Origin of the sequence: Spiroplasma endosymbiont of Seladonia tumulorum, assembly GCF_964020235.1 — a bacterium.
GTDB lineage: Bacteria > Bacillota_I > Bacilli_A > Mycoplasmatales > Mycoplasmataceae > Spiroplasma.
Window position 1 is genome coordinate 1,366,548 of the sequence record NZ_OZ026545.1, and the last position, 17,847, is coordinate 1,384,394.

Genomic DNA, 17,847 nt, shown 5'->3' on the forward strand with positions numbered 1-17,847 from the left:
TAAATTTGCGATGAAATATAATTTTGATATTATCATTGATCGAACAAAAAATTCCGAACGAAAATGAGATCAAACATATATTGCAGATAATTATCATTTAACTGGTGATAATATCATTAATTCATCAATTGCTGATTTAGATTTTCTTACACCACAGCCAATTACCAATGCTATTTTAAATCGTGCAGAAAAAGGAGTATATAGTTATACTTATGTTAGTAATGATTTTTATGAAGCGGTAAGTATTTGATATTATTATCAACATCAACTTACAATTCCAAAAGATAAAATCAAACTTGTACATGGGACAGTTAATGCTCTTCATCAACTAATTCAATGTTTAACTGATGTTAATGATTATGTTTTAATTCAAACGCCAGTTTATGGCCCCTTTGGGCGGGCAGTTTTAAATAATAACCGTCAATTATTAACAAATCAATTAAGATGAGAGGATAATCGTTATCAAATAGATTTTGTTAATTTTGCAAACATTATAAAAAAATATCAACCAAAAATATTTATTTTATGTAATCCGCATAATCCTGGTGGGCGTGTTTGAACAAGAGCAGAATTACAAAAAATAATTGCAATTTGTCAACAATATCATGTTTTAATAATATCAGATGAAGTACACGGCGATTTAGCATTACCAAATGTTAAATTTAATTCGTTGCTATCATTTTCAATTCAAAATAATGAGGTTATTGTTTGTAATTCTCCAAACAAGGCTTTTAATCTTGGCGGATTAAAATCATCATATTTAATTACATTTAACGACAAATTACGAAAGAAAATTGATGAACAATATGAATCTGCTTCGATTACATCACCAAATGTTTTTACAATTCCAGCTTATTTTGCTGCATATACTAATCCAGAAGTATTAACTTGAAAAACAACTATGTTAAAATATATTATTAAAAATTATATTTTTGTAAAAACAACCTTAGAACAAATTCGGGGGTTAAAAATAATGCAGTTAGAAGCCTCATATTTGGTTTGGATTAATTATAAAGGGACTAAAATGTCACCGCAGGAAGTTAACAAATTATTATTAAAATATAAATTAATTGTTAGTAAAAATGATGATTTTGTTGAAGCACCAATAACTTGCTTTCGAATTAATATTGGGACTTCATTTGCGATGGTAACAAATATCATCAATATTTTAACAATGATTTTTAAAAAGTCAGAAAGGAATGATTAATTATGAGTAAAAAAATTATTTCAACACATTTGGCGCCAAAAGCAATTGGGCCATATTCACAAGCAGTTAAAATAGGGAACTTCTTATATGTTTCTGGTCAATTGCCATTAGATTCAACAACAATGATGATTGAAGGAACAACAATTACAGAACAAACAAAATGTGCTTTAGAAAATTTAAAAGCAATTGTACAATCAGCAGGTTACAGTTTAACAGATGTTGTTAAAGTTAATATTTTCTTAAAAGATATTAATGATTTCCCAACAATGAATGAAGTTTATCAAAAATATTTTACAGAAAATTTTCCAGCTCGTTCTGCTGTTGCAGTTGCAAATTTACCTAAAAATGCTTTAGTTGAAATTGAAGCAATTGGATGTTTAAGAGAAGAAAATTAAAAAACTATGTTTTAAAAAAGAGAAAATTGAATTTTCTCTTTTTTATTTTTAAAATGTATTCATTAATGAAGTTATAATCTAATGACAAATTATTATTTAAATTTTCTTCTTATTTTGCAAATAATTTGATAAAAATAAATTCTAACTTTTTTTGTTTAACTTTTTTATATAATGGCATCGTGTACGATGAAGCGGCAAAAAACAACTCTTGTTAAGGTTGTTTTTTATTTGAAATAAAACAACTCCTAAAAGGAGGCAATGATAATTAAACAACAAAAAATATGTGATGTTAATGATTGTTAAAAAAAGTATCATTCATTACCGAAGAATTTTTATCAAATAAAGTTTTATGAACTTGTGAAAAACATAAAGATTTATTGAATAAAGTAAAAGATAAAACACAAAAGCGGTTTTATAAACGCTTAGAAAATTCAAAAATTATCTTTGATTGAGAAACTGGTTCTTTAAAACTTAAATTTTATAAAACAACTTAATGCAGTGTGGGACGGTTATTTTAAATAACTAAGTGTTTCCATAAGAACATGAGTATCAACTCATTCCCACCGCCGGCCGAGGCAAGTACTGAAATAGTGTATGAGGAAATATGTAAATCGGCGCTGGTTTTATAACTAAGCGATAGTCGTGATAAGTGCGAGGTCAACATCGAACGACAATAAAATAAAGAGATGATCACTTTATAAATAAATTTGCGATTAGTATTAGGCTCTTCAAGGTGCAAGTAAATTTATTTTAAAAACTGAACGCTTTGACCTTAAATGGTGCGGATGAAGAGAGAGAAAACTCTCTGGCGTAAAAAACAAAAAACAACTGTGGATTATTAAATGATCGATATTTTAGATTTAGCTTCCGATGGATGAAAAATATTACAAATTGACCAAAAAATAAAAGGAATAATTTAGGAGGTAAATATGAAAAAGTTAAATAAAATTTGTCTTAAACAAAAATATTGAGGTTATTGCTTTAAATGCGATCAAAAAAATAAATTACAAGAATTAATGCTTAAAAGTTATTCAGTATCATTTGAAGATATGACTGATGAACATTGTGCATTAGGTAGAAAGAATTAAGATTAAAAAATCTATGAAATGTCAAAGAATTAATTGTATTGATAATGGTTTTTGAGGAAATAGTTATTTAGAAAAAAATAACTTAAATAATCAATTTGAATACAATATAAATTACAAAAAATCAATAATCTTATGTCAAAAACATTGATTACAAATTTATAATTTAGAAAATTTAATTGTAAATAAAAAGAACTTAGGATAAATAATTATGGAAAAAAGATATTTATTAGTAGCAAAAAATAGTTTTGGAATAAACACTACATATTTTTACACAATTAAAGAAACAAAAGCATATTCTAAAAATTTAAAGTATAGTAAAACAACTATTATTGATTTAGAAAATGAAAATATTAAATGACAAGGATGTGAATAATAATGATAAATTTAAAAGAATTATTGAATGAATTATTTGATAACTACCCAGAAGCGGCACAAGATTATAGTTTAGATATTTGAGATAGATATTACCTTGAATTTGGTAGTATTCATTATTCTTAGGTTTTTAATAAAATTAAGTAATTAGAAACAAATTAAGTTTCGCTTATAATTGAATGATAACAAAATTTATAAAAAATTCAACTTTTTTTTAAAATATAATTTTTAGTTGAAAAAATAATTTATAAAATTATGAATTTTGACATACTAAAAAATACTTTTTAAAGTTATTGCTAATTTTAAAAGGTTTTTTATTTTTTATAAAGATAAAAATTGATTTTGAAATTGATTTAAATTAAATATATTAAATTCAATCTTTTCTTTATTTTTATTAGTTTTATCAACTTTCTCATCATTAATTTGATTATTAAATCTTAACATAGAAGCAATTAACATATTGATAAATGTTTCTTTACAATATATTTTTGCGCCACGCCCTTTAACAGCCTTAATATAATGCGATACATCATTCTCAACATAACAACCAATATTATATTCTAATGATTGATTTACAATACCTTCTTCATTACTTTTAATTAATTCAATGATTTCTAATAAAAATATTTTTTTATTACCATTAACATATGGTAAATGACATATTAAAAAATCTAATAATAATTTATAATTTCCAGTAAAGAAATATATTTTTGCTAATTTATATTTTATTCTATGAATTTTGATTCTATTTCGATTTGGGAATAATTGTTTAAATCTATTTGATAAATGAAATTTATCTAAACTATATGATACAGTGTTATTTTTATATTTTGCTTTTACTGCTCTATAAATTTTTTTAATTTGTTTTTCACCATCACTTAATATTAATATTTTAGTATTTTGATTAATATCTGGTGCAGAAGATAACATATTAGGTTGCACTGATAAAATATATAACATTGCTAAAAATGTTGTTAGGCCACCAATAATTTCTTTTTTAAAAGTTGTTTTTAAATCATCAAACCTAAAAAAGCTTCAATCTTTTTTAAAACATATATTTTTTTCTCCATCTAGCTCTATTTGTAAAAATAAAAAACATTAACCTTGTTTAATTAACATAAGTTAATGCAAAATGAAGCATTAACCTATAGAGTCTTCTTATAAATGGTAAGACGTAGAAACACTAGACCATATTACTAGCATATATAGGAATTGTTTAATACATTTACTTTTTAAATATACCGAATTTCATAAAAAATTACAATCCCTTTAATAAAAACATATTACATTTTCAGAAAAAGGAAAAAATGCTTTAAAACTAGTATAAGTTTTAAAAGACTTGATAAATTCTGTTGGTAAATAGTCTATTCCTAATGCTATTAAATTTTGACGATAATTTTCTACTAAATTCGCTCAACAAAATCATCCCAAAATCAAATAAACAATGCCAATAATAGATAAAATTTGAATTGTAATGTCAATTGCATTAATAACAGTATTGTCTTTTAAAAACTGTATTAAAATAACTAAAATTGTTGCTACAATAAATAAAAATATTGTAAACAACAAAAATCATGACAAAAATTTTAATCAAAAAAAGCATTTTGATTGTTTTGTTTTTTGGTTATAAACATAATAAAAATGAAAAATCATATCATAAATTTTTACAATACTTTGGTCTTTATCATCAGTACGACGAATAATGACAGCATTACTTATTTTTGAAAAATTCCGTGCTTTAACAATATGGTTTTGTTCTCCAATATTAATATCTTGTAAATCATTGTCATCTAACATTTTTCGTAATAACATCCGTGGTTTTAATGTTGTTTTTTTCTTTTTAAACCTTAATAAAATAAGACCAAATATTAATCAACCTACAAAAGCAGTCCAATTACAATAATAAAAATAAAATAAACTAATCCTGTTATTTGCGTTAAATTAAACATTTTTTAATCACGTTCCTCTCCCATATACATCAATCATACCGTATTTTTTAAAAAACAGCATTTTAAAATGTTATTTTTTTATATTCTTTCATTAATTTATCATTATTTTACAGTACCTATTGGTAGTATGACATATGTATTAAATCTACCCTTTGCATTTTTTCCCAAACAAGTAATTTCTATTTTTCTTGGAATTGTTAAATCAAAAGAAAGAGTATCAATTTTATTATCTTTGATATAAAACTCTTTTGGGAAGATAGGAGTTACATCATAATCATTTTTTGTTAATTTAGTGCTTAGTTCTGCATGCAATGTTGCTAAAATTGCATCACGAATTGGCTCTGATCATTCAAAAAACTGAACATCTTTAATATTCTTAACATTAACTTTTTTAATTAGGTTAATTTTAGTAATACCACTAATATCAATTGGAAATTGTAATTTTATTTCCTCTTTTTTTGGATTATTATTATTTATTAATAACAAAGGAGCTTTATCTGAATCTTTTCTTTGCTTTTCTTCTTCCAATTTGTTTTGTTTTGAATAACTACAAGCACAAGAAACAATTGTTATTCCACTTATGCTCATTATTCTTAAGGTCATTAAATATGTAAATAGTTTTTTCATTAATAAAATATAAGTTCCTTTCTAAAATTTAATGGCATAAATAATTTAAACTATTACTTAGAATTTGCACTGTGTAAATTCAAGCAGCAAATTCTGTCTCTTGTTATTATATCATTATTAGGTGTTGCTGTTATGTTTATATATGAAACACGCGATGGTGATTTAGATATTATGTTAAGTACTGCTTTATTTACTAATTTTGTATCTAAAATTAATGAAGAAGAACAAGCAGCAGATATTTGAATATTACCTAATCAAGATAATACTGGTTATATATTTCATGTAATTATTAATGATAAATATATTCAAATTGATTCATATCCTAATGATGAAAATATTCAAGCAGGAGCAGTTAATGGAAAAATAAAAGAAAGTTTAAGAATTGAAAAAAGAACATATATTAATAAATTAGGTCGTTTTCCATTAATACAAATTCCTAACTTTATTCGTGTTAATCAACAAGGACAAACAAGTAGTACAATGTTAAATGCTTATCCAGATATTTACCCTACTATGTGATTAATTGAAGATTTACAAGATAATTTATTTATTAAAAAGAAAACAAGAAGATTTTCAAGAGCAAGAGGATATATTCAAGCAACTGCTGCTGAAATTAGTAATGTAAAAGATAAGAAAAAAACCTGAGATGATTATGAAAGTGATTTTGTTATTCAAAATGTAAATAATAATTATGATGAAAAAAGTGGTAATGCAACTGTTAATTATACGCAAGGACAATATAATTCTAGTGATTATAATCTAGATACTGACCATATTTTAAAAATTGTATTTCGTGGTATTGGTTTATCATGACAAGCAGATGAACAAGGAACTTATACTAATCAAAATCAAACATTAATTATGCAAGCAGAAGATATTGAATCGCAAGCAGTAGCAGTATGACAAGAGTTCTTATTAGATTATTTATATCGTTTATTTGATTGTTGATGAATATTTCATAAATATTGAAAAGTTGAAAATAACAATTGAGATAAAAGTGAACGCCCCTAGAGTGCACCCATTTTAGTAAGTACTAATAAAAAAGTATTTACTATTTTTTTAATTATATCTTTTTCTTTACGATTTGAATATCATGTATTTCATTTTATAACATCTTGTATATATTCTTCATGTGAATTATATATTTTATTATGGATTGTAGCTTTCTTAAGTAATGAATGAAAACTTTCTATAACAATATTATCTGCACAGTGGTAATTTTTTCCCATTGAAATTGTAATACCGTTAAATAAACATTTATCGTGATAAACAGTGGATGTATATTGATATCCGTGATCTGAGTGAATTATTATTCCATTCAGATCTTTTTTATTAATTTTATTTTATTAATTGCATCATTTAAATTATCCATTACTAATTTATTGTCATTATATTTAGATCACTTTACATCAACTATTTCTTTAGTATATCCATCAATAATTGTTGATTGATAATATCTTTCTCCTTTTCAAATTAAATATGTTACATCAGTATATAGTACTGAAAACCTTGTTTTTATATCATTGAATTTACGATTAATTAAATCAGGATATTGCAATAAGCTTTTTTCTTTATTCTGTTTATATTTCATTTTTCTTCTCATTTTTCTTACATATTCAAGTTGTATTTGATTATCACGCATAATTCTTAAAACTTTTTTTGAATTATATTTTATACCATAATCTTCCTTTAAATATTTAGTAATTCTTCGATAACCAAATTGTTTTAAATTTTCTTCATAGACTTTTACAATATCATTTATTGCTTTTTTATCTTTTTTGCTACTGTCATAATTTTTATATTTATCTCAATAACTACGTTTTAACCCTGTTACTTCTAGTAATAATTTTATTGAATATTCACAAAAATTTTGTTTAATAAAAGAGACAATTCTTAGTTTGCTTAATTGTAAAAGTCATGGAGCTTTTTTAATAATTCATACCTTGTTTTATAATATTCTAAATTTCTTTTGCCAAAAGAAATTTTAGGTCCTTTAGGATTGTTTAATTTTCCTTTTTTATGATTTGCTCATCAAGATTCTACTGTATTTGCATTTATATTATATTGTTTTGCTACTATTCAACAACTTTTTTGTTTAATTTCCTCAATGATTTTTGTTCTAAATTCTGATGTATATTTGTTATATTTTTGTCCTTTTTTGCCATATAAAAATGCACCCCCTATAAAAATTTAGCAAAATCTTTTTTTATTTTACTTACTTTTTTGGGTGCACTATAGGGGCGTTCACTTTTATCTCAATTGTTATTTTCAACTTTTCAATATTTATGAAATATTCATCAACAATCAAATAAATGATATAAATAATCTAATAAGAACTCTTGTCATACTGCTACTGCTTGCGATTCAATATCTTCTGCTTGCATAATTAATGTTTGATTTTGATTAGTATAAGTTCCTTGTTCATCTGCTTGTCATGATAAACCAATACCACGAAATACAATTTTTAAAATATGGTCAGTATCTAGATTATAATCACTAGAATTATATTGTCCTTGCGTATAATTAACAGTTGCATTACCACTTTTTTCATCATAATTATTATTTACATTTTGAATAACAAAATCACTTTCATAATCATCTCAGGTTTTTTTCTTATCTTTTACATTACTAATTTCAGCAGCAGTTGCTTGAATATATCCTCTTGCTCTTGAAAATCTTCTTGTTTTCTTTTTAATAAATAAATTATCTTGTAAATCTTCAATTAATCACATAGTAGGGTAAATATCTGGATAAGCATTTAACATTGTACTACTTGTTTGTCCTTGTTGATTAACACGAATAAAGTTAGGAATTTGTATTAATGGAAAACGACCTAATTTATTAATATATGTTCTTTTTTCAATTCTTAAACTTTCTTTTATTTTTCCATTAACTGCTCCTGCTTGAATATTTTCATCATTAGGATATGAATCAATTTGAATATATTTATCATTAATAATTACATGAAATATATAACCAGTATTATCTTGATTAGGTAATATTCAAATATCTGCTGCTTGTTCTTCTTCATTAATTTTAGATACAAAATTAGTAAATAAAGCAGTACTTAACATAATATCTAAATCACCATCGCGTGTTTCATATATAAACATAACAGCAACACCTAATAATGATATAATAACAAGAGACAGAATTTGCTGCTTGAATTTACACAGTGCAAATTCTAAGTAATAGTTTAAATTATTTATGCCATTAAATTTTAGAAAGGAACTTATATTTTATTAATGAAAAAACTATTTACATATTTAATGACCTTAAGAATAATGAGCATAAGTGGAATAACAATTGTTTCTTGTGCTTGTAGTTATTCAAAACAAAACAAATTGGAAGAAGAAAAGCAAAGAAAAGATTCAGATAAAGCTCCTTTGTTATTAATAAATAATAATAATCCAAAAAAAGAGGAAATAAAATTACAATTTCCAATTGATATTAGTGGTATTACTAAAATTAACCTAATTAAAAAAGTTAATGTTAAGAATATTAAAGATGTTCAGTTTTCTGAATGATCAGAGCCAATTCGTGATGCAATTTTAGCAACATTGCATGCAGAACTAAGCACTAAATTAACAAAAAATGATTATGATGTAACTCCTATCTTCCCAAAAGAGTTTTATATCAAAGATAATAAAATTGATACTCTTTCTTTTGATTTAACAATTCCAAGAAAAATAGAAATTACCTGTTTGGGAAAAAATGCAAAGGGTAGATTTAATACATATGTCATACTACCAATAGGTACTGTAAAATAATGATAAATTAATGAAAGAATATAAAAAAATAACATTTTAAAATGCTGTTTTTTAAAAAATACGGTATGATTGATGTATATGGGAGAGGAACGTGATTAAAAAATGTTTAATTTAACGCAAATAACAGGATTAGTTTATTTTATTTTTATTATTGTAATTGGACTGCTTTTGTAGGTTGATTAATATTTGGTCTTATTTTATTAAGGTTTAAAAAGAAAAAAACAACATTAAAACCACGGATGTTATTACGGAAAATGTTAGATGACAATGATTTACAAGATATTAATATTGGAGAACAAAACCATATTGTTAAAGCACGGAATTTTTCAAAAATAAGTAATGCTGTCATTATTCGTCGTACTGATGATAAAGACCAAAGTATTGTAAAAATTTATGATATGATTTTTCATTTTTATTATGTTTATAACTTACAATATTTTTATTTATTGTAGCAACAATTTTAGTTATTTTAATACAGTTTTTAAAAGACAATACTGTTATTAATGCAATTGACATTACAATTCAAATTTTATCTATTATTGGCATTGTTTATTTGATTTTGGGATGATTTTGTTGAGCGAATTTAGTAGAAAATTATCGTCAAAATTTAATAGCATTAGGAATAGACTATTTACCAACAGAATTTATCAAGTCTTTTAAAACTTATACTAGTTTTAAAGCATTTTTTCCTTTTTCTGAAAATGTAATATGTTTTTATTAAAGGGATTGTAATTTTTTATGAAATTCGGTATATTTAAAAAGTAAATGTATTAAACAATTCCTATATATGCTAGTAATATGGTCTAGTGTTTCTACGTCTTACCATTTATAAGAAGACTCTATAGGTTAATGCTTCATTTTGCATTAACTTATGTTAATTAAACAAGGTTAATGTTTTTTATTTTTACAAATAGAGCTAGATGGAGAAAAAAATATATGTTTTAAAAAAGATTGAAGCTTTTTTAGGTTTGATGATTTAAAAACAACTTTTAAAAAAATTATTGGTGGCCTAACAACATTTTTAGCAATGTTATATATTTTATCAGTGCAACCTAATATGTTATCTTCTGCACCAGATATTAATCATCCAAGTGATCCAAGTCAAAATATGGCATTTGGAGGGATTTTTATTTTCACGGCAATTGGTGCTTTTATTGCTACTTTAATTATGGGTTTATCAGCGAATATGCCAGTTGGAGTAGCACCTGGAATGGGGCTAAATGCTATTTTTACTTTTAATGTTGCTAATAATAGATTAGGATATCAAGGGGCTTTAATTGTTGTAATGCTTTCAGCAATATTTTTCTGCCTTATTTCAATAACTAAATTACGAACAATTATTATTAATGCGATTCCAGATTCATTAAAATTAGCAATTGGTGCTGGAATTGGTTTTTTATTGCTTATATTGGTTTACACAATATTGGATTTGTTGGCGATAATGCCGTTGCTTCAGATGGGGTTGTCGTTAATGGCGGAATTCCGGTTGCAACATTAGGAAATTTAAAAACTAACTGACCAATAATTTTAATGGGATTTGGTGTTTTAATGTTAATTTTAGTTTTACATTTTTAAAAAATTCCGGGAGCCTTTGCCATTGCAATTTTGGGAGGATTAGGAGTTTCTTTGATTATCGGAAATGTTGTTGATAATGATTTTATTCGTTACAATTTTGCGCATTGAAAGGGATGAAGTTATAGTGATTTTAATGGTTTTAATACCACTTTAAAATCAACATTTGCAGCATTTGCTAATCCAAAAATTTGAACATCACCAACGATGTATATTTCAATTTTTGTTTTCCTATTTGTTGATTTTTTTGATACAACAGGAACGTTATACTCTGTTTCAACTCAAATTTCATTAACAACTGGTGAAAAATATGAATTAAAATCACGTGCTTTAATGGCAGATTCAGTAGGAACTTTAACTGGAAGTCTTTTAGTCTGTTCTCCGGTTACTAGTTTTGTTGAATCAACAACGGGAGTTTCCCAAGGAGCTCGAAGTGGTTTTTCTGCTATTATTACAGGGTTAATGTTTTTAGTAGCAATTCCACTTTTTCTAATTTTTAAATTAATTACTCCGGCAATTGCTGGAGCTGCCGTGATTTTTGTTGGTACATTAATGGTTAGTCAAATTAAAGATATTGAGTAAGTTAAACCAAAATTTGGAATTTCAGCCTTCTTTACTATTATCATTATGATAGTTACATTTTCAATTACAAATGGGTTGGCACTTGGATTTATTGCTTATGCCTTTATTTGTTTAATTACTAAAAAAGTTAAAACAGTTGCCACTCCAATTTACATTTTAGATCTTTGTTTTATTGGCTATTTTATTGCTTTTGCTTTTGTCCAAACTGGTTAAAAACAAAATAAGATAAATAATGATTTAATATATAAAGATTATTCTAATTAATTTTCTATAAATAACAATGTTTTATAATTTTATTATGTCTAATAAAGTAAGAAAATATTAATAAATCAGGAGCATTATCCTGATTTTATTTTATTTAAATAACCACCTCAAATTAAAAAGCCAATGATGCTATTTGCAATAAAAAAACTTGCTTGAATTAACATATTAATATTAATTGTTATTGGATAATTACCACCAATACTATTAACTCCTGCAAACATTGCAAATTGTAAAATATTTGAAAGTAATCATAAAATTCATTGTTCTTTTAGTCGTAAAAACATTAAAATTGAAGTAATAATTGCAATGCTATTGATTGTACTGTCAAAAATATGAGCAATAGGTTGGTTTAAATAAACATAATCTGTTTTTACTAATGCATAATGAAAAGCTGGAATTTCATAATATCAAGCAATCGCAAGAATAGCACAAATACCTAAAGAAATTGGTAAAATTATTCATCATTTTGAGTTTCGAATGTTTAATGAGGAATCTTGTTCAAAAATAAAAGTTTTTTGTCATGTATATCAACCAATAAATTGAAATGGTAAATAAAAAAATAAATTTAATTGAGCATAACCAGTATAACCAAAACCAAATGAAAAAAGACCAAATGTAGTCACACTAATTAATCCTCAAAAATAATTGCTCATTTTACCAAAACTAATTAAAACAACATTTAAAATACTTGTAAAACTGACTAAACCACTTAATGAATAAAGTGTAGCGTCAATTCATTTAGGAATATTTCCTAAATAAGGTTTGGGAGTATTTAAGATATTAACAATACTAAAAAAAGAAGGATTATGGTTAGCATCAATAAAATGATTAAAATCAAAAAAAGATAAAAAAGTAACAATAATCCCAATGCAAATTAAAAGAATTTTAAAAGTTTTTGGTAACTCTTTGATATCTTTACCAATTGTTTTGATTCCTAAAAAGTTAATTGGTTTTGTAATAATAAATCATTTTTGCTGTTCATTTTTCATTTTTTGTATAAGTATCTTGTTTCTTTCTTTCATTATTTATCAAGTCTATAACTATATCTTAACAAAAAATAATATGTTTTATTCTTTTAAATGAAATCTTTTTGAAGATATAACTCATAAAAAAAAATCCTAAAAATAGTTGCTTGTTTTTTTATTTTTAGTATATAATGAGTAAGGCTAAAAAGATATGCCATGCCTAGTTAGCTCAGTAGGTAGAGCACTCGGCTGTTAACCGATCGGTCGCAGGTTCGAGTCCTGCACTAGGCGCCATTATTTTTTTGAAAATTTTTATTGATATTTACCGGCCTGTTGGTGAAGCGGTTAACACACATGCCTTTCACGCATGCATTCACGGGTTCAAACCCCGTACAGGTCACCATTTTCGGGTGTTAGCTCAGTTGGGAGAGCGCCTGCCTTACAAGCAGGTGGTCAGCGGTTCAAGTCCGTTACACCCGACCATTTTTTATATTAATAAGCTGGCTTAGCTCAATAGGTAGAGCAACTGACTTGTAATCAGTAGGTTGGGAGTTCAATTCTTCTAGCCAGCACCATTGTCTGTCTCCTGTTAGCTCAGTCGGTAGAGCAACTGGCTTTTAACCAGTGGGTCAAAGGTTCAAGTCCTTTACAGGAGACCATTTTTAAAACAGAGTAACCGGGTGTGGCGGAATTGGCAGACGCACCAGACTTAGGATCTGGCGGGGTAACTCGTGGGGGTTCAAGTCCCTTCACCCGGACCATAATTAAAAAACAAATTAGCACTTTCAGAGTGTTTTTTATTTGTAAAATTATGAATATAAATATAATACTTAAAAAATAATTTAGATCATTATTTTAATTTAAATACATATAACAATTATAGCCTTTTGAACAATTAATATTTTATTAAATAATAATAATTCTAACGAAAGGGAATATCTAAAAATGAAAAAAATAGTGAATTTATTAATCGGTATTAGTTTAATAGGAAGTAGTTGACCAATGGTCAATACTAATAGTAGTTATAATCCACAAGTACAAATATTAAACCGAAGTAAACGGCAAGGAAATTTTAAAGCATTAAATGAAGAAATTAAAAATTGAATCTTAGGTGAGTTAGTTGATAATTTGCCAGAAACAATTTTAAAAAAATATATAAATTAAATAAAAAAATTAAAAAAAAATAGTTTAAGAATAATTAATGTTAGGGAAAACGTAGCTAGAATAATTTGAGATGAAGATGTTGATAGCACAACAAATTTTACTGATGTTTATTTTACAGTTTATGATTCAAGTAATTCAGTATTTTATAATGATAATCCAAGTTTAGAAACTTGTCAGTCTTTAGCGTCTACTTCACATGAAGAAACTAACAAAAATCAAATTGGAGAACCAATTTATGCAACAGTTTTGCCAAAAAGTCAAAGAAATAAGCAAGATAATGTTGCGCCACTGGTTTTACCTCGAAAATTAAATAATCTTTTATTAAATACAGAATTAGGTGATTTACCGGATAATTTACCAGAAACAATTTTTGAAAGAGTAATACTTTTAAATACGGATATTGATTTAGATGAGGTTGTTATTCATGACATTACACATGATTTAACAATAATTAGTAGTAATTCAAATAGCACTAGATATTATGGCAGAGTTATTGTTCATTTTACTTTAAATAATAAGGAAGTAAAAACAATTAAAGAAAATAAAAATAAACAAGATCCAAATTCGGATGCTAATGATAGTGTTAATAAATTAATTAGTAAATTTAATAAATTATGTTCAAATAACGAAATTAATAATTTAAATCCTAAAAAAGTTCTAACGGGAAATATGGTGGTGGTCGTTTACATGCAGGAGATACATATCTTGGGACAAACAATGGTATTTATTTAAAACATGGTCATGGTCAAATTGACAAGTTTGATGACTTGGAGTTTCCTATAATTGCAATTGAATTAGATAAAAAAAGAAGCGCTTATGTTTTAAACAATACTGGTAAAATTTATCATTTGGATTTATATGGTTGAGGACATTACCAAGTGTCAAAAATAATCACAAACAATATAAACTTAAATTGAAAAATAATGGGGCCAATAACAGATGATACAAAAGTATGAGAAAAAACAATAAATTTAATTAAATGATCAGATTATGCTAATAGTTTGCAAGAATTTAAAGAAAAATACAAGTATATTGAAATTAATAATGTTGATTCTTCTGCAAATGGTCAGGGGACAACAATTTCTAATATTAAAACAAATATTAAGTTTAATACAGAAAACATTAAGGAAAATTGAAATTCTAATCAAAATCATGTTTCTCTTTTAAAGTACAATATTAAAGGATAATCATCGGTTTAGTCGGTTAACAAAAAAAACAGTTAATTCAATTCAAAAAAAGGAATCCCTTTTGTTGTTACAACAGGGCGCCTAGCTAATGATGCAATTCGTCAAGCGCGAAAACTAAAAGTTCATAAGTATGATGGTTATGTTTTGGCAAATAATGGAGCAAGTGCTTATTCTTTTAAAACTAATAGTTTTTTATGAATGATGATTTTTACAACAGCAGAAATTAAAACCATTTTTGATTTTACTTATCGCAAATATAAAGTTCATTTTTTTAGTAATAATAGTACTTATGTTTACGAATATGGTGAGAATTCTTATTATTGATCAAAAATAATGCGAACAAAATATAAAATTATCACCAAGGTCGCTGATATTACAGAGGATATTACACATGCTAGTGTTATTGCCCATCAGTCCTTAGATGATAAGGGTGCTAGTGAATTAATGACAAAGTTACGACAATTATTACCGCAATTAGATATTACTCAATATAATAATCGTGTTTTTGAAATTGCATGCAAGGGGATTTCAAAAGGTAGTGCCTTGCAATTTTTATCCCATCATATTGGAATTGATATTAGTCAAACTTATTCATTTGGTGATTCTTATAATGATCTTGAATTAATTCGCCAAGCTGGAGTTGGAATTGCGGTTAGCAATGCGATTGATGAGTTAAAAACAATGGCAAATGAAGTAACATTATCAAATCGTGAAAATGGGCCAGCAAAATATTTGCAACAGTTTTTCTTAAAAAATAGTACTTTTATGATATGATAAAAAAGCAAGAGAATTCAGTAAAGGAGAGAATTAAAATGGCTGTAAATGAAGTAAAAAATATTGATGAATTCGAAAAAACAATTAGTGATGCAAAGTTAACTTTAGTTGATTTTTATGCTGATTGATGTGGACCATGTAAAATGATTGCTCCAATTATTAATGAATTAGCAAAAACGCGTAGTGATGTTAATTTTATTAAAGTTAATGTTGATGTTTTACAAGATCTTGCTCAGCATTATGGAATTTTATCAATCCCAACATTAATTACCTTTCAAAATGGAAATGAATTAAAACGTAAAACAGGATTTGTAACTGCTAACGAAATTGAACAAGATTTATTAAGTTAACAAAGTTTTTACTAATAATTTAAAAAGGAGAAGGTGAATAAAAAATGGCAATGTCAATGAAGAAACGTCGTCGTTTAATGGCAGAAAAAAAAGCGGCGAAAATCTTGACTCGTAAAGAAGCTGCAAAAAAACAAAAAGAAGAAACAAAAGTTTCAAAGTAGGATATTTAATCTTTAATGGATAATGTTTAATTTAATGAAGATATAGTAATGAACTTTTTAAATCAAAAATTTATTAAATCATTAATTGTAACCCTAATTTATCTAAGGATTTTTATAAAATTAAAAAATATTTTACAATAAAAAGCACTTAATTATGTTAAATTTTTTAAATATAATTAAGTGTTTTTTTATTTAAAAACAGTTTATAAAATAGTAATAATTTAAAATAATAAATTTAGAAATAAAAAAGTAGTTTTTATTTTATCCTAAAATAGAAAACACAACAGCAGAAATTAAAGCAAAACCAAAGTTAATTCCAAGCGTAGCAAGCAGAATAAAACCTTTTTTCTTTAAATATCAGACATAACCATTATATTCCGTTTTCAAATGTGAATATTTTGTAATAATATGAAAACCAAGGTCTGCTTGTCAGGGTGCTAATTCTTTTGTTGTATTTAGTTTTCGGAGTGGATTTTTAACTAAAATTCAGTTAGTAATAAACATTACTAAAATAATAATAATTAGAATACCAAAGAAAATTTGCGATAAGTCACTATTACTTAACTGTAATTGTTTTTTACATAATATTAGTGGCGTCATGATGCTAACTTGGATTAATAAAAAAATAATATTAGTAATTAAACTAATAATTCAAAAATTTTTAAGAGATGTTTTCATTAGTTAATTAAATTTTTTAGGAAAATTTTTATTAAGTAAGTTAAAAAATGCTAACAAATTCATCCTCAGCAATTCGTAAACGAGGGAAACTTGTTCCTTTAACATTATCATCATAATATCCAAATAACATTCCTAACGATAAATGTCATTTTGTTGGGTCCACAATATTATGTTCTGTAAAAAATGAGGTTGCTTGCAGTGGCGTAATTCCGCCCATAATACTTGATCCAATTTTTAATTCAGCAGCTTGTAATGCCATAAAACTAGCGACAAGATGTGTTTGTTCATCCGAAAACATATCTGGACTTGGATAACTTTTTAAGTAATTATTCATTCCTCGCACATTTGTTTTTAATGTTTCACCACTAAAAATTCGTTCTAAGCGATTGGTTAAAAATTCTTCAGATGTTAAATAATCACCATTTGTTCCTAATAATAATGCTAAAATTGGGGCATCCTTTACTTTTTGCTGATTGCCAGACATAAAACAGTTTAATGCTGCTTGTTCTTTTAATTTCTGATCTTTGATAATAATAACTTTTACTGGTTCTAAGCCATTAGAACTAGGTGCTAAGGCTCCAGTTGTTAAAATTGTTTTTAAATCACTTTCACTAACTGCTTTTGTTTTATCATAGATTTTAATTGCTTTTCGAAACTTTGCTGCTTCTTGTACGCTCATAATTTTCTCCCATTCTGTAATTTATTTATAAATTTATTATACGCTAATAAAAATGTAATTAAA

25 protein-coding genes, 6 tRNA genes, 1 pseudogene and 2 riboswitches are annotated in these 17,847 nt (G+C 25.6%); of the genes and pseudogenes, 23 read left to right on the forward strand and 9 right to left on the reverse strand.

Annotated elements, in window-relative coordinates:
* Positions 1-10 precede the first annotated feature (10 nt).
* The 6 genes from AACL22_RS08650 (at position 11) to AACL22_RS08675 (ending at position 3,063) form a co-directional block, all read left to right on the forward strand.
* Complete coding sequence (locus AACL22_RS08650; protein ID WP_338991405.1) at positions 11-1,207, forward strand: MalY/PatB family protein; 1,197 nt, start codon at positions 11-13, stop codon at positions 1,205-1,207.
* Positions 1,208-1,209: 2 nt separating this feature from the next.
* A complete protein-coding gene (locus AACL22_RS08655) occupies positions 1,210-1,602 on the forward strand; it encodes a RidA family protein (protein ID WP_338991408.1) in 393 nt (130 codons plus the stop codon).
* 296 nt (positions 1,603-1,898) lie between these two features.
* A complete protein-coding gene (locus AACL22_RS08660; RefSeq protein ID WP_338991410.1) occupies positions 1,899-2,096 on the forward strand; it encodes a hypothetical protein in 198 nt (65 codons plus the stop codon).
* A 435-nt stretch (positions 2,097-2,531) separates the two neighbouring features.
* On the forward strand, positions 2,532-2,690 hold the full coding sequence (locus tag AACL22_RS08665) for a hypothetical protein (RefSeq protein ID WP_338991412.1): 159 nt from the start codon (positions 2,532-2,534) through the stop codon (positions 2,688-2,690).
* Between the two features lie 13 nt (positions 2,691-2,703).
* The gene (locus AACL22_RS08670; RefSeq protein ID WP_338991414.1) at positions 2,704-2,892 is read left to right on the forward strand and encodes a hypothetical protein; all 189 of its coding nucleotides are present in this window, start codon (positions 2,704-2,706) and stop codon (positions 2,890-2,892) included.
* A 6-nt stretch (positions 2,893-2,898) separates the two neighbouring features.
* Positions 2,899-3,063: a hypothetical protein gene (locus AACL22_RS08675; RefSeq protein WP_338991416.1), complete on the forward strand. Its 165-nt coding sequence runs from the start codon at positions 2,899-2,901 to the stop codon at positions 3,061-3,063.
* A gap of 902 nt (positions 3,064-3,965) precedes the next feature.
* Here AACL22_RS08675 and AACL22_RS13845 read toward each other — a convergent pair.
* The 3 genes and pseudogenes from AACL22_RS13845 to AACL22_RS08690 all read right to left on the reverse strand — a co-directional run.
* A pseudogene (locus AACL22_RS13845) lies at positions 3,966-4,118 on the reverse strand (NCS2 family permease); the annotation flags it as partial.
* A gap of 72 nt (positions 4,119-4,190) precedes the next feature.
* Positions 4,191-4,291, reverse strand: a riboswitch (purine riboswitch).
* Between the two features lie 40 nt (positions 4,292-4,331).
* Entirely contained in the window at positions 4,332-4,874 is a 543-nt protein-coding gene (locus tag AACL22_RS08685) for a hypothetical protein (protein WP_338991422.1), read from the reverse strand.
* A gap of 239 nt (positions 4,875-5,113) precedes the next feature.
* Complete coding sequence (locus AACL22_RS08690) at positions 5,114-5,638, reverse strand: hypothetical protein (RefSeq protein WP_338991424.1); 525 nt, start codon at positions 5,636-5,638, stop codon at positions 5,114-5,116.
* Between the two features lie 132 nt (positions 5,639-5,770).
* Here AACL22_RS08690 and AACL22_RS08695 point away from each other — a divergent pair, with 132 nt between their 5' ends.
* Complete coding sequence (locus AACL22_RS08695; RefSeq protein ID WP_338991427.1) at positions 5,771-6,649, forward strand: hypothetical protein; 879 nt, start codon at positions 5,771-5,773, stop codon at positions 6,647-6,649.
* On the opposite strand, the gene AACL22_RS08700 is transcribed toward AACL22_RS08695, so the two are convergent.
* The 3 genes from AACL22_RS08700 to AACL22_RS08710 form a co-directional block, all read right to left on the reverse strand.
* A complete protein-coding gene (locus tag AACL22_RS08700; RefSeq protein WP_338991430.1) occupies positions 6,646-6,867 on the reverse strand; it encodes a hypothetical protein in 222 nt (73 codons plus the stop codon). The genes AACL22_RS08695 and AACL22_RS08700 overlap by 4 nt on opposite strands.
* A gap of 80 nt (positions 6,868-6,947) precedes the next feature.
* A complete protein-coding gene (locus tag AACL22_RS08705; RefSeq protein WP_338993051.1) occupies positions 6,948-7,574 on the reverse strand; it encodes an IS3 family transposase in 627 nt (208 codons plus the stop codon).
* A gap of 244 nt (positions 7,575-7,818) precedes the next feature.
* Complete coding sequence (locus AACL22_RS08710; protein ID WP_338991433.1) at positions 7,819-8,751, reverse strand: hypothetical protein; 933 nt, start codon at positions 8,749-8,751, stop codon at positions 7,819-7,821.
* 132 nt (positions 8,752-8,883) lie between these two features.
* Here AACL22_RS08710 and AACL22_RS08715 point away from each other — a divergent pair, with 132 nt between their 5' ends.
* The 5 genes from AACL22_RS08715 to AACL22_RS08735 all read left to right on the forward strand — a co-directional run bounded on the left by AACL22_RS08715 (position 8,884) and on the right by AACL22_RS08735 (position 11,775).
* Positions 8,884-9,408 carry a hypothetical protein gene (locus AACL22_RS08715; RefSeq protein ID WP_338991436.1) on the forward strand — a complete coding sequence of 175 codons (525 nt, stop codon included), beginning with the start codon at positions 8,884-8,886 and terminating at the stop codon, positions 9,406-9,408.
* 239 nt (positions 9,409-9,647) lie between these two features.
* The gene (locus AACL22_RS08720; protein ID WP_338991438.1) at positions 9,648-9,860 is read left to right on the forward strand and encodes a hypothetical protein; all 213 of its coding nucleotides are present in this window, start codon (positions 9,648-9,650) and stop codon (positions 9,858-9,860) included.
* A gap of 309 nt (positions 9,861-10,169) precedes the next feature.
* A riboswitch (purine riboswitch) is annotated at positions 10,170-10,270 on the forward strand.
* Positions 10,271-10,435: 165 nt separating this feature from the next.
* Positions 10,436-10,906 carry a hypothetical protein gene (locus tag AACL22_RS08725; protein WP_338991441.1) on the forward strand — a complete coding sequence of 157 codons (471 nt, stop codon included), beginning with the start codon at positions 10,436-10,438 and terminating at the stop codon, positions 10,904-10,906.
* Between the two features lie 128 nt (positions 10,907-11,034).
* The gene (locus AACL22_RS08730) at positions 11,035-11,562 is read left to right on the forward strand and encodes a solute carrier family 23 protein (protein WP_338991444.1); all 528 of its coding nucleotides are present in this window, start codon (positions 11,035-11,037) and stop codon (positions 11,560-11,562) included.
* A 75-nt stretch (positions 11,563-11,637) separates the two neighbouring features.
* Positions 11,638-11,775: a hypothetical protein gene (locus tag AACL22_RS08735; RefSeq protein WP_338991447.1), complete on the forward strand. Its 138-nt coding sequence runs from the start codon at positions 11,638-11,640 to the stop codon at positions 11,773-11,775.
* 125 nt (positions 11,776-11,900) lie between these two features.
* On the opposite strand, the gene pnuC is transcribed toward AACL22_RS08735, so the two are convergent.
* Positions 11,901-12,815 carry a nicotinamide riboside transporter PnuC gene (pnuC, locus tag AACL22_RS08740; protein ID WP_338991449.1) on the reverse strand — a complete coding sequence of 305 codons (915 nt, stop codon included), beginning with the start codon at positions 12,813-12,815 and terminating at the stop codon, positions 11,901-11,903.
* 194 nt (positions 12,816-13,009) lie between these two features.
* Between pnuC and AACL22_RS08745 the strand changes: the two genes are divergently transcribed.
* The 11 genes from AACL22_RS08745 (at position 13,010) to trxA (ending at position 16,266) form a co-directional block, all read left to right on the forward strand.
* Positions 13,010-13,085: transfer RNA gene (locus AACL22_RS08745), tRNA-Asn, on the forward strand.
* A 33-nt stretch (positions 13,086-13,118) separates the two neighbouring features.
* Positions 13,119-13,194: transfer RNA gene (locus AACL22_RS08750), tRNA-Glu, on the forward strand.
* 4 nt (positions 13,195-13,198) lie between these two features.
* Positions 13,199-13,274, forward strand: a tRNA-Val gene (locus AACL22_RS08755).
* 16 nt (positions 13,275-13,290) lie between these two features.
* Positions 13,291-13,366 (forward strand) — tRNA-Thr (locus tag AACL22_RS08760).
* Positions 13,367-13,374: 8 nt separating this feature from the next.
* Positions 13,375-13,450: transfer RNA gene (locus AACL22_RS08765), tRNA-Lys, on the forward strand.
* A gap of 17 nt (positions 13,451-13,467) precedes the next feature.
* A tRNA-Leu gene (locus AACL22_RS08770) sits at positions 13,468-13,552 on the forward strand.
* Between the two features lie 184 nt (positions 13,553-13,736).
* Positions 13,737-13,955, forward strand: coding sequence for a hypothetical protein (locus AACL22_RS08775; protein WP_338991451.1), 219 nt, complete (start codon positions 13,737-13,739; stop codon positions 13,953-13,955).
* Between the two features lie 246 nt (positions 13,956-14,201).
* Positions 14,202-14,687 carry a hypothetical protein gene (locus AACL22_RS08780; RefSeq protein ID WP_338991454.1) on the forward strand — a complete coding sequence of 162 codons (486 nt, stop codon included), beginning with the start codon at positions 14,202-14,204 and terminating at the stop codon, positions 14,685-14,687.
* A 35-nt stretch (positions 14,688-14,722) separates the two neighbouring features.
* Entirely contained in the window at positions 14,723-15,142 is a 420-nt protein-coding gene (locus AACL22_RS08785; RefSeq protein WP_338991457.1) for a hypothetical protein, read from the forward strand.
* Between the two features lie 96 nt (positions 15,143-15,238).
* A complete protein-coding gene (locus tag AACL22_RS08790; protein WP_338993052.1) occupies positions 15,239-15,919 on the forward strand; it encodes an HAD-IIB family hydrolase in 681 nt (226 codons plus the stop codon).
* Between the two features lie 35 nt (positions 15,920-15,954).
* The gene (gene trxA, locus AACL22_RS08795) at positions 15,955-16,266 is read left to right on the forward strand and encodes a thioredoxin (protein ID WP_338991460.1); all 312 of its coding nucleotides are present in this window, start codon (positions 15,955-15,957) and stop codon (positions 16,264-16,266) included.
* 422 nt (positions 16,267-16,688) lie between these two features.
* Here trxA and AACL22_RS08800 read toward each other — a convergent pair whose 3' ends face one another.
* Positions 16,689-17,027 carry a hypothetical protein gene (locus tag AACL22_RS08800; RefSeq protein WP_338991463.1) on the reverse strand — a complete coding sequence of 113 codons (339 nt, stop codon included), beginning with the start codon at positions 17,025-17,027 and terminating at the stop codon, positions 16,689-16,691.
* Between the two features lie 118 nt (positions 17,028-17,145).
* A complete protein-coding gene (locus AACL22_RS08805) occupies positions 17,146-17,784 on the reverse strand; it encodes a nitroreductase family protein (protein WP_338991465.1) in 639 nt (212 codons plus the stop codon).
* Positions 17,785-17,847 lie beyond the last annotated feature (63 nt).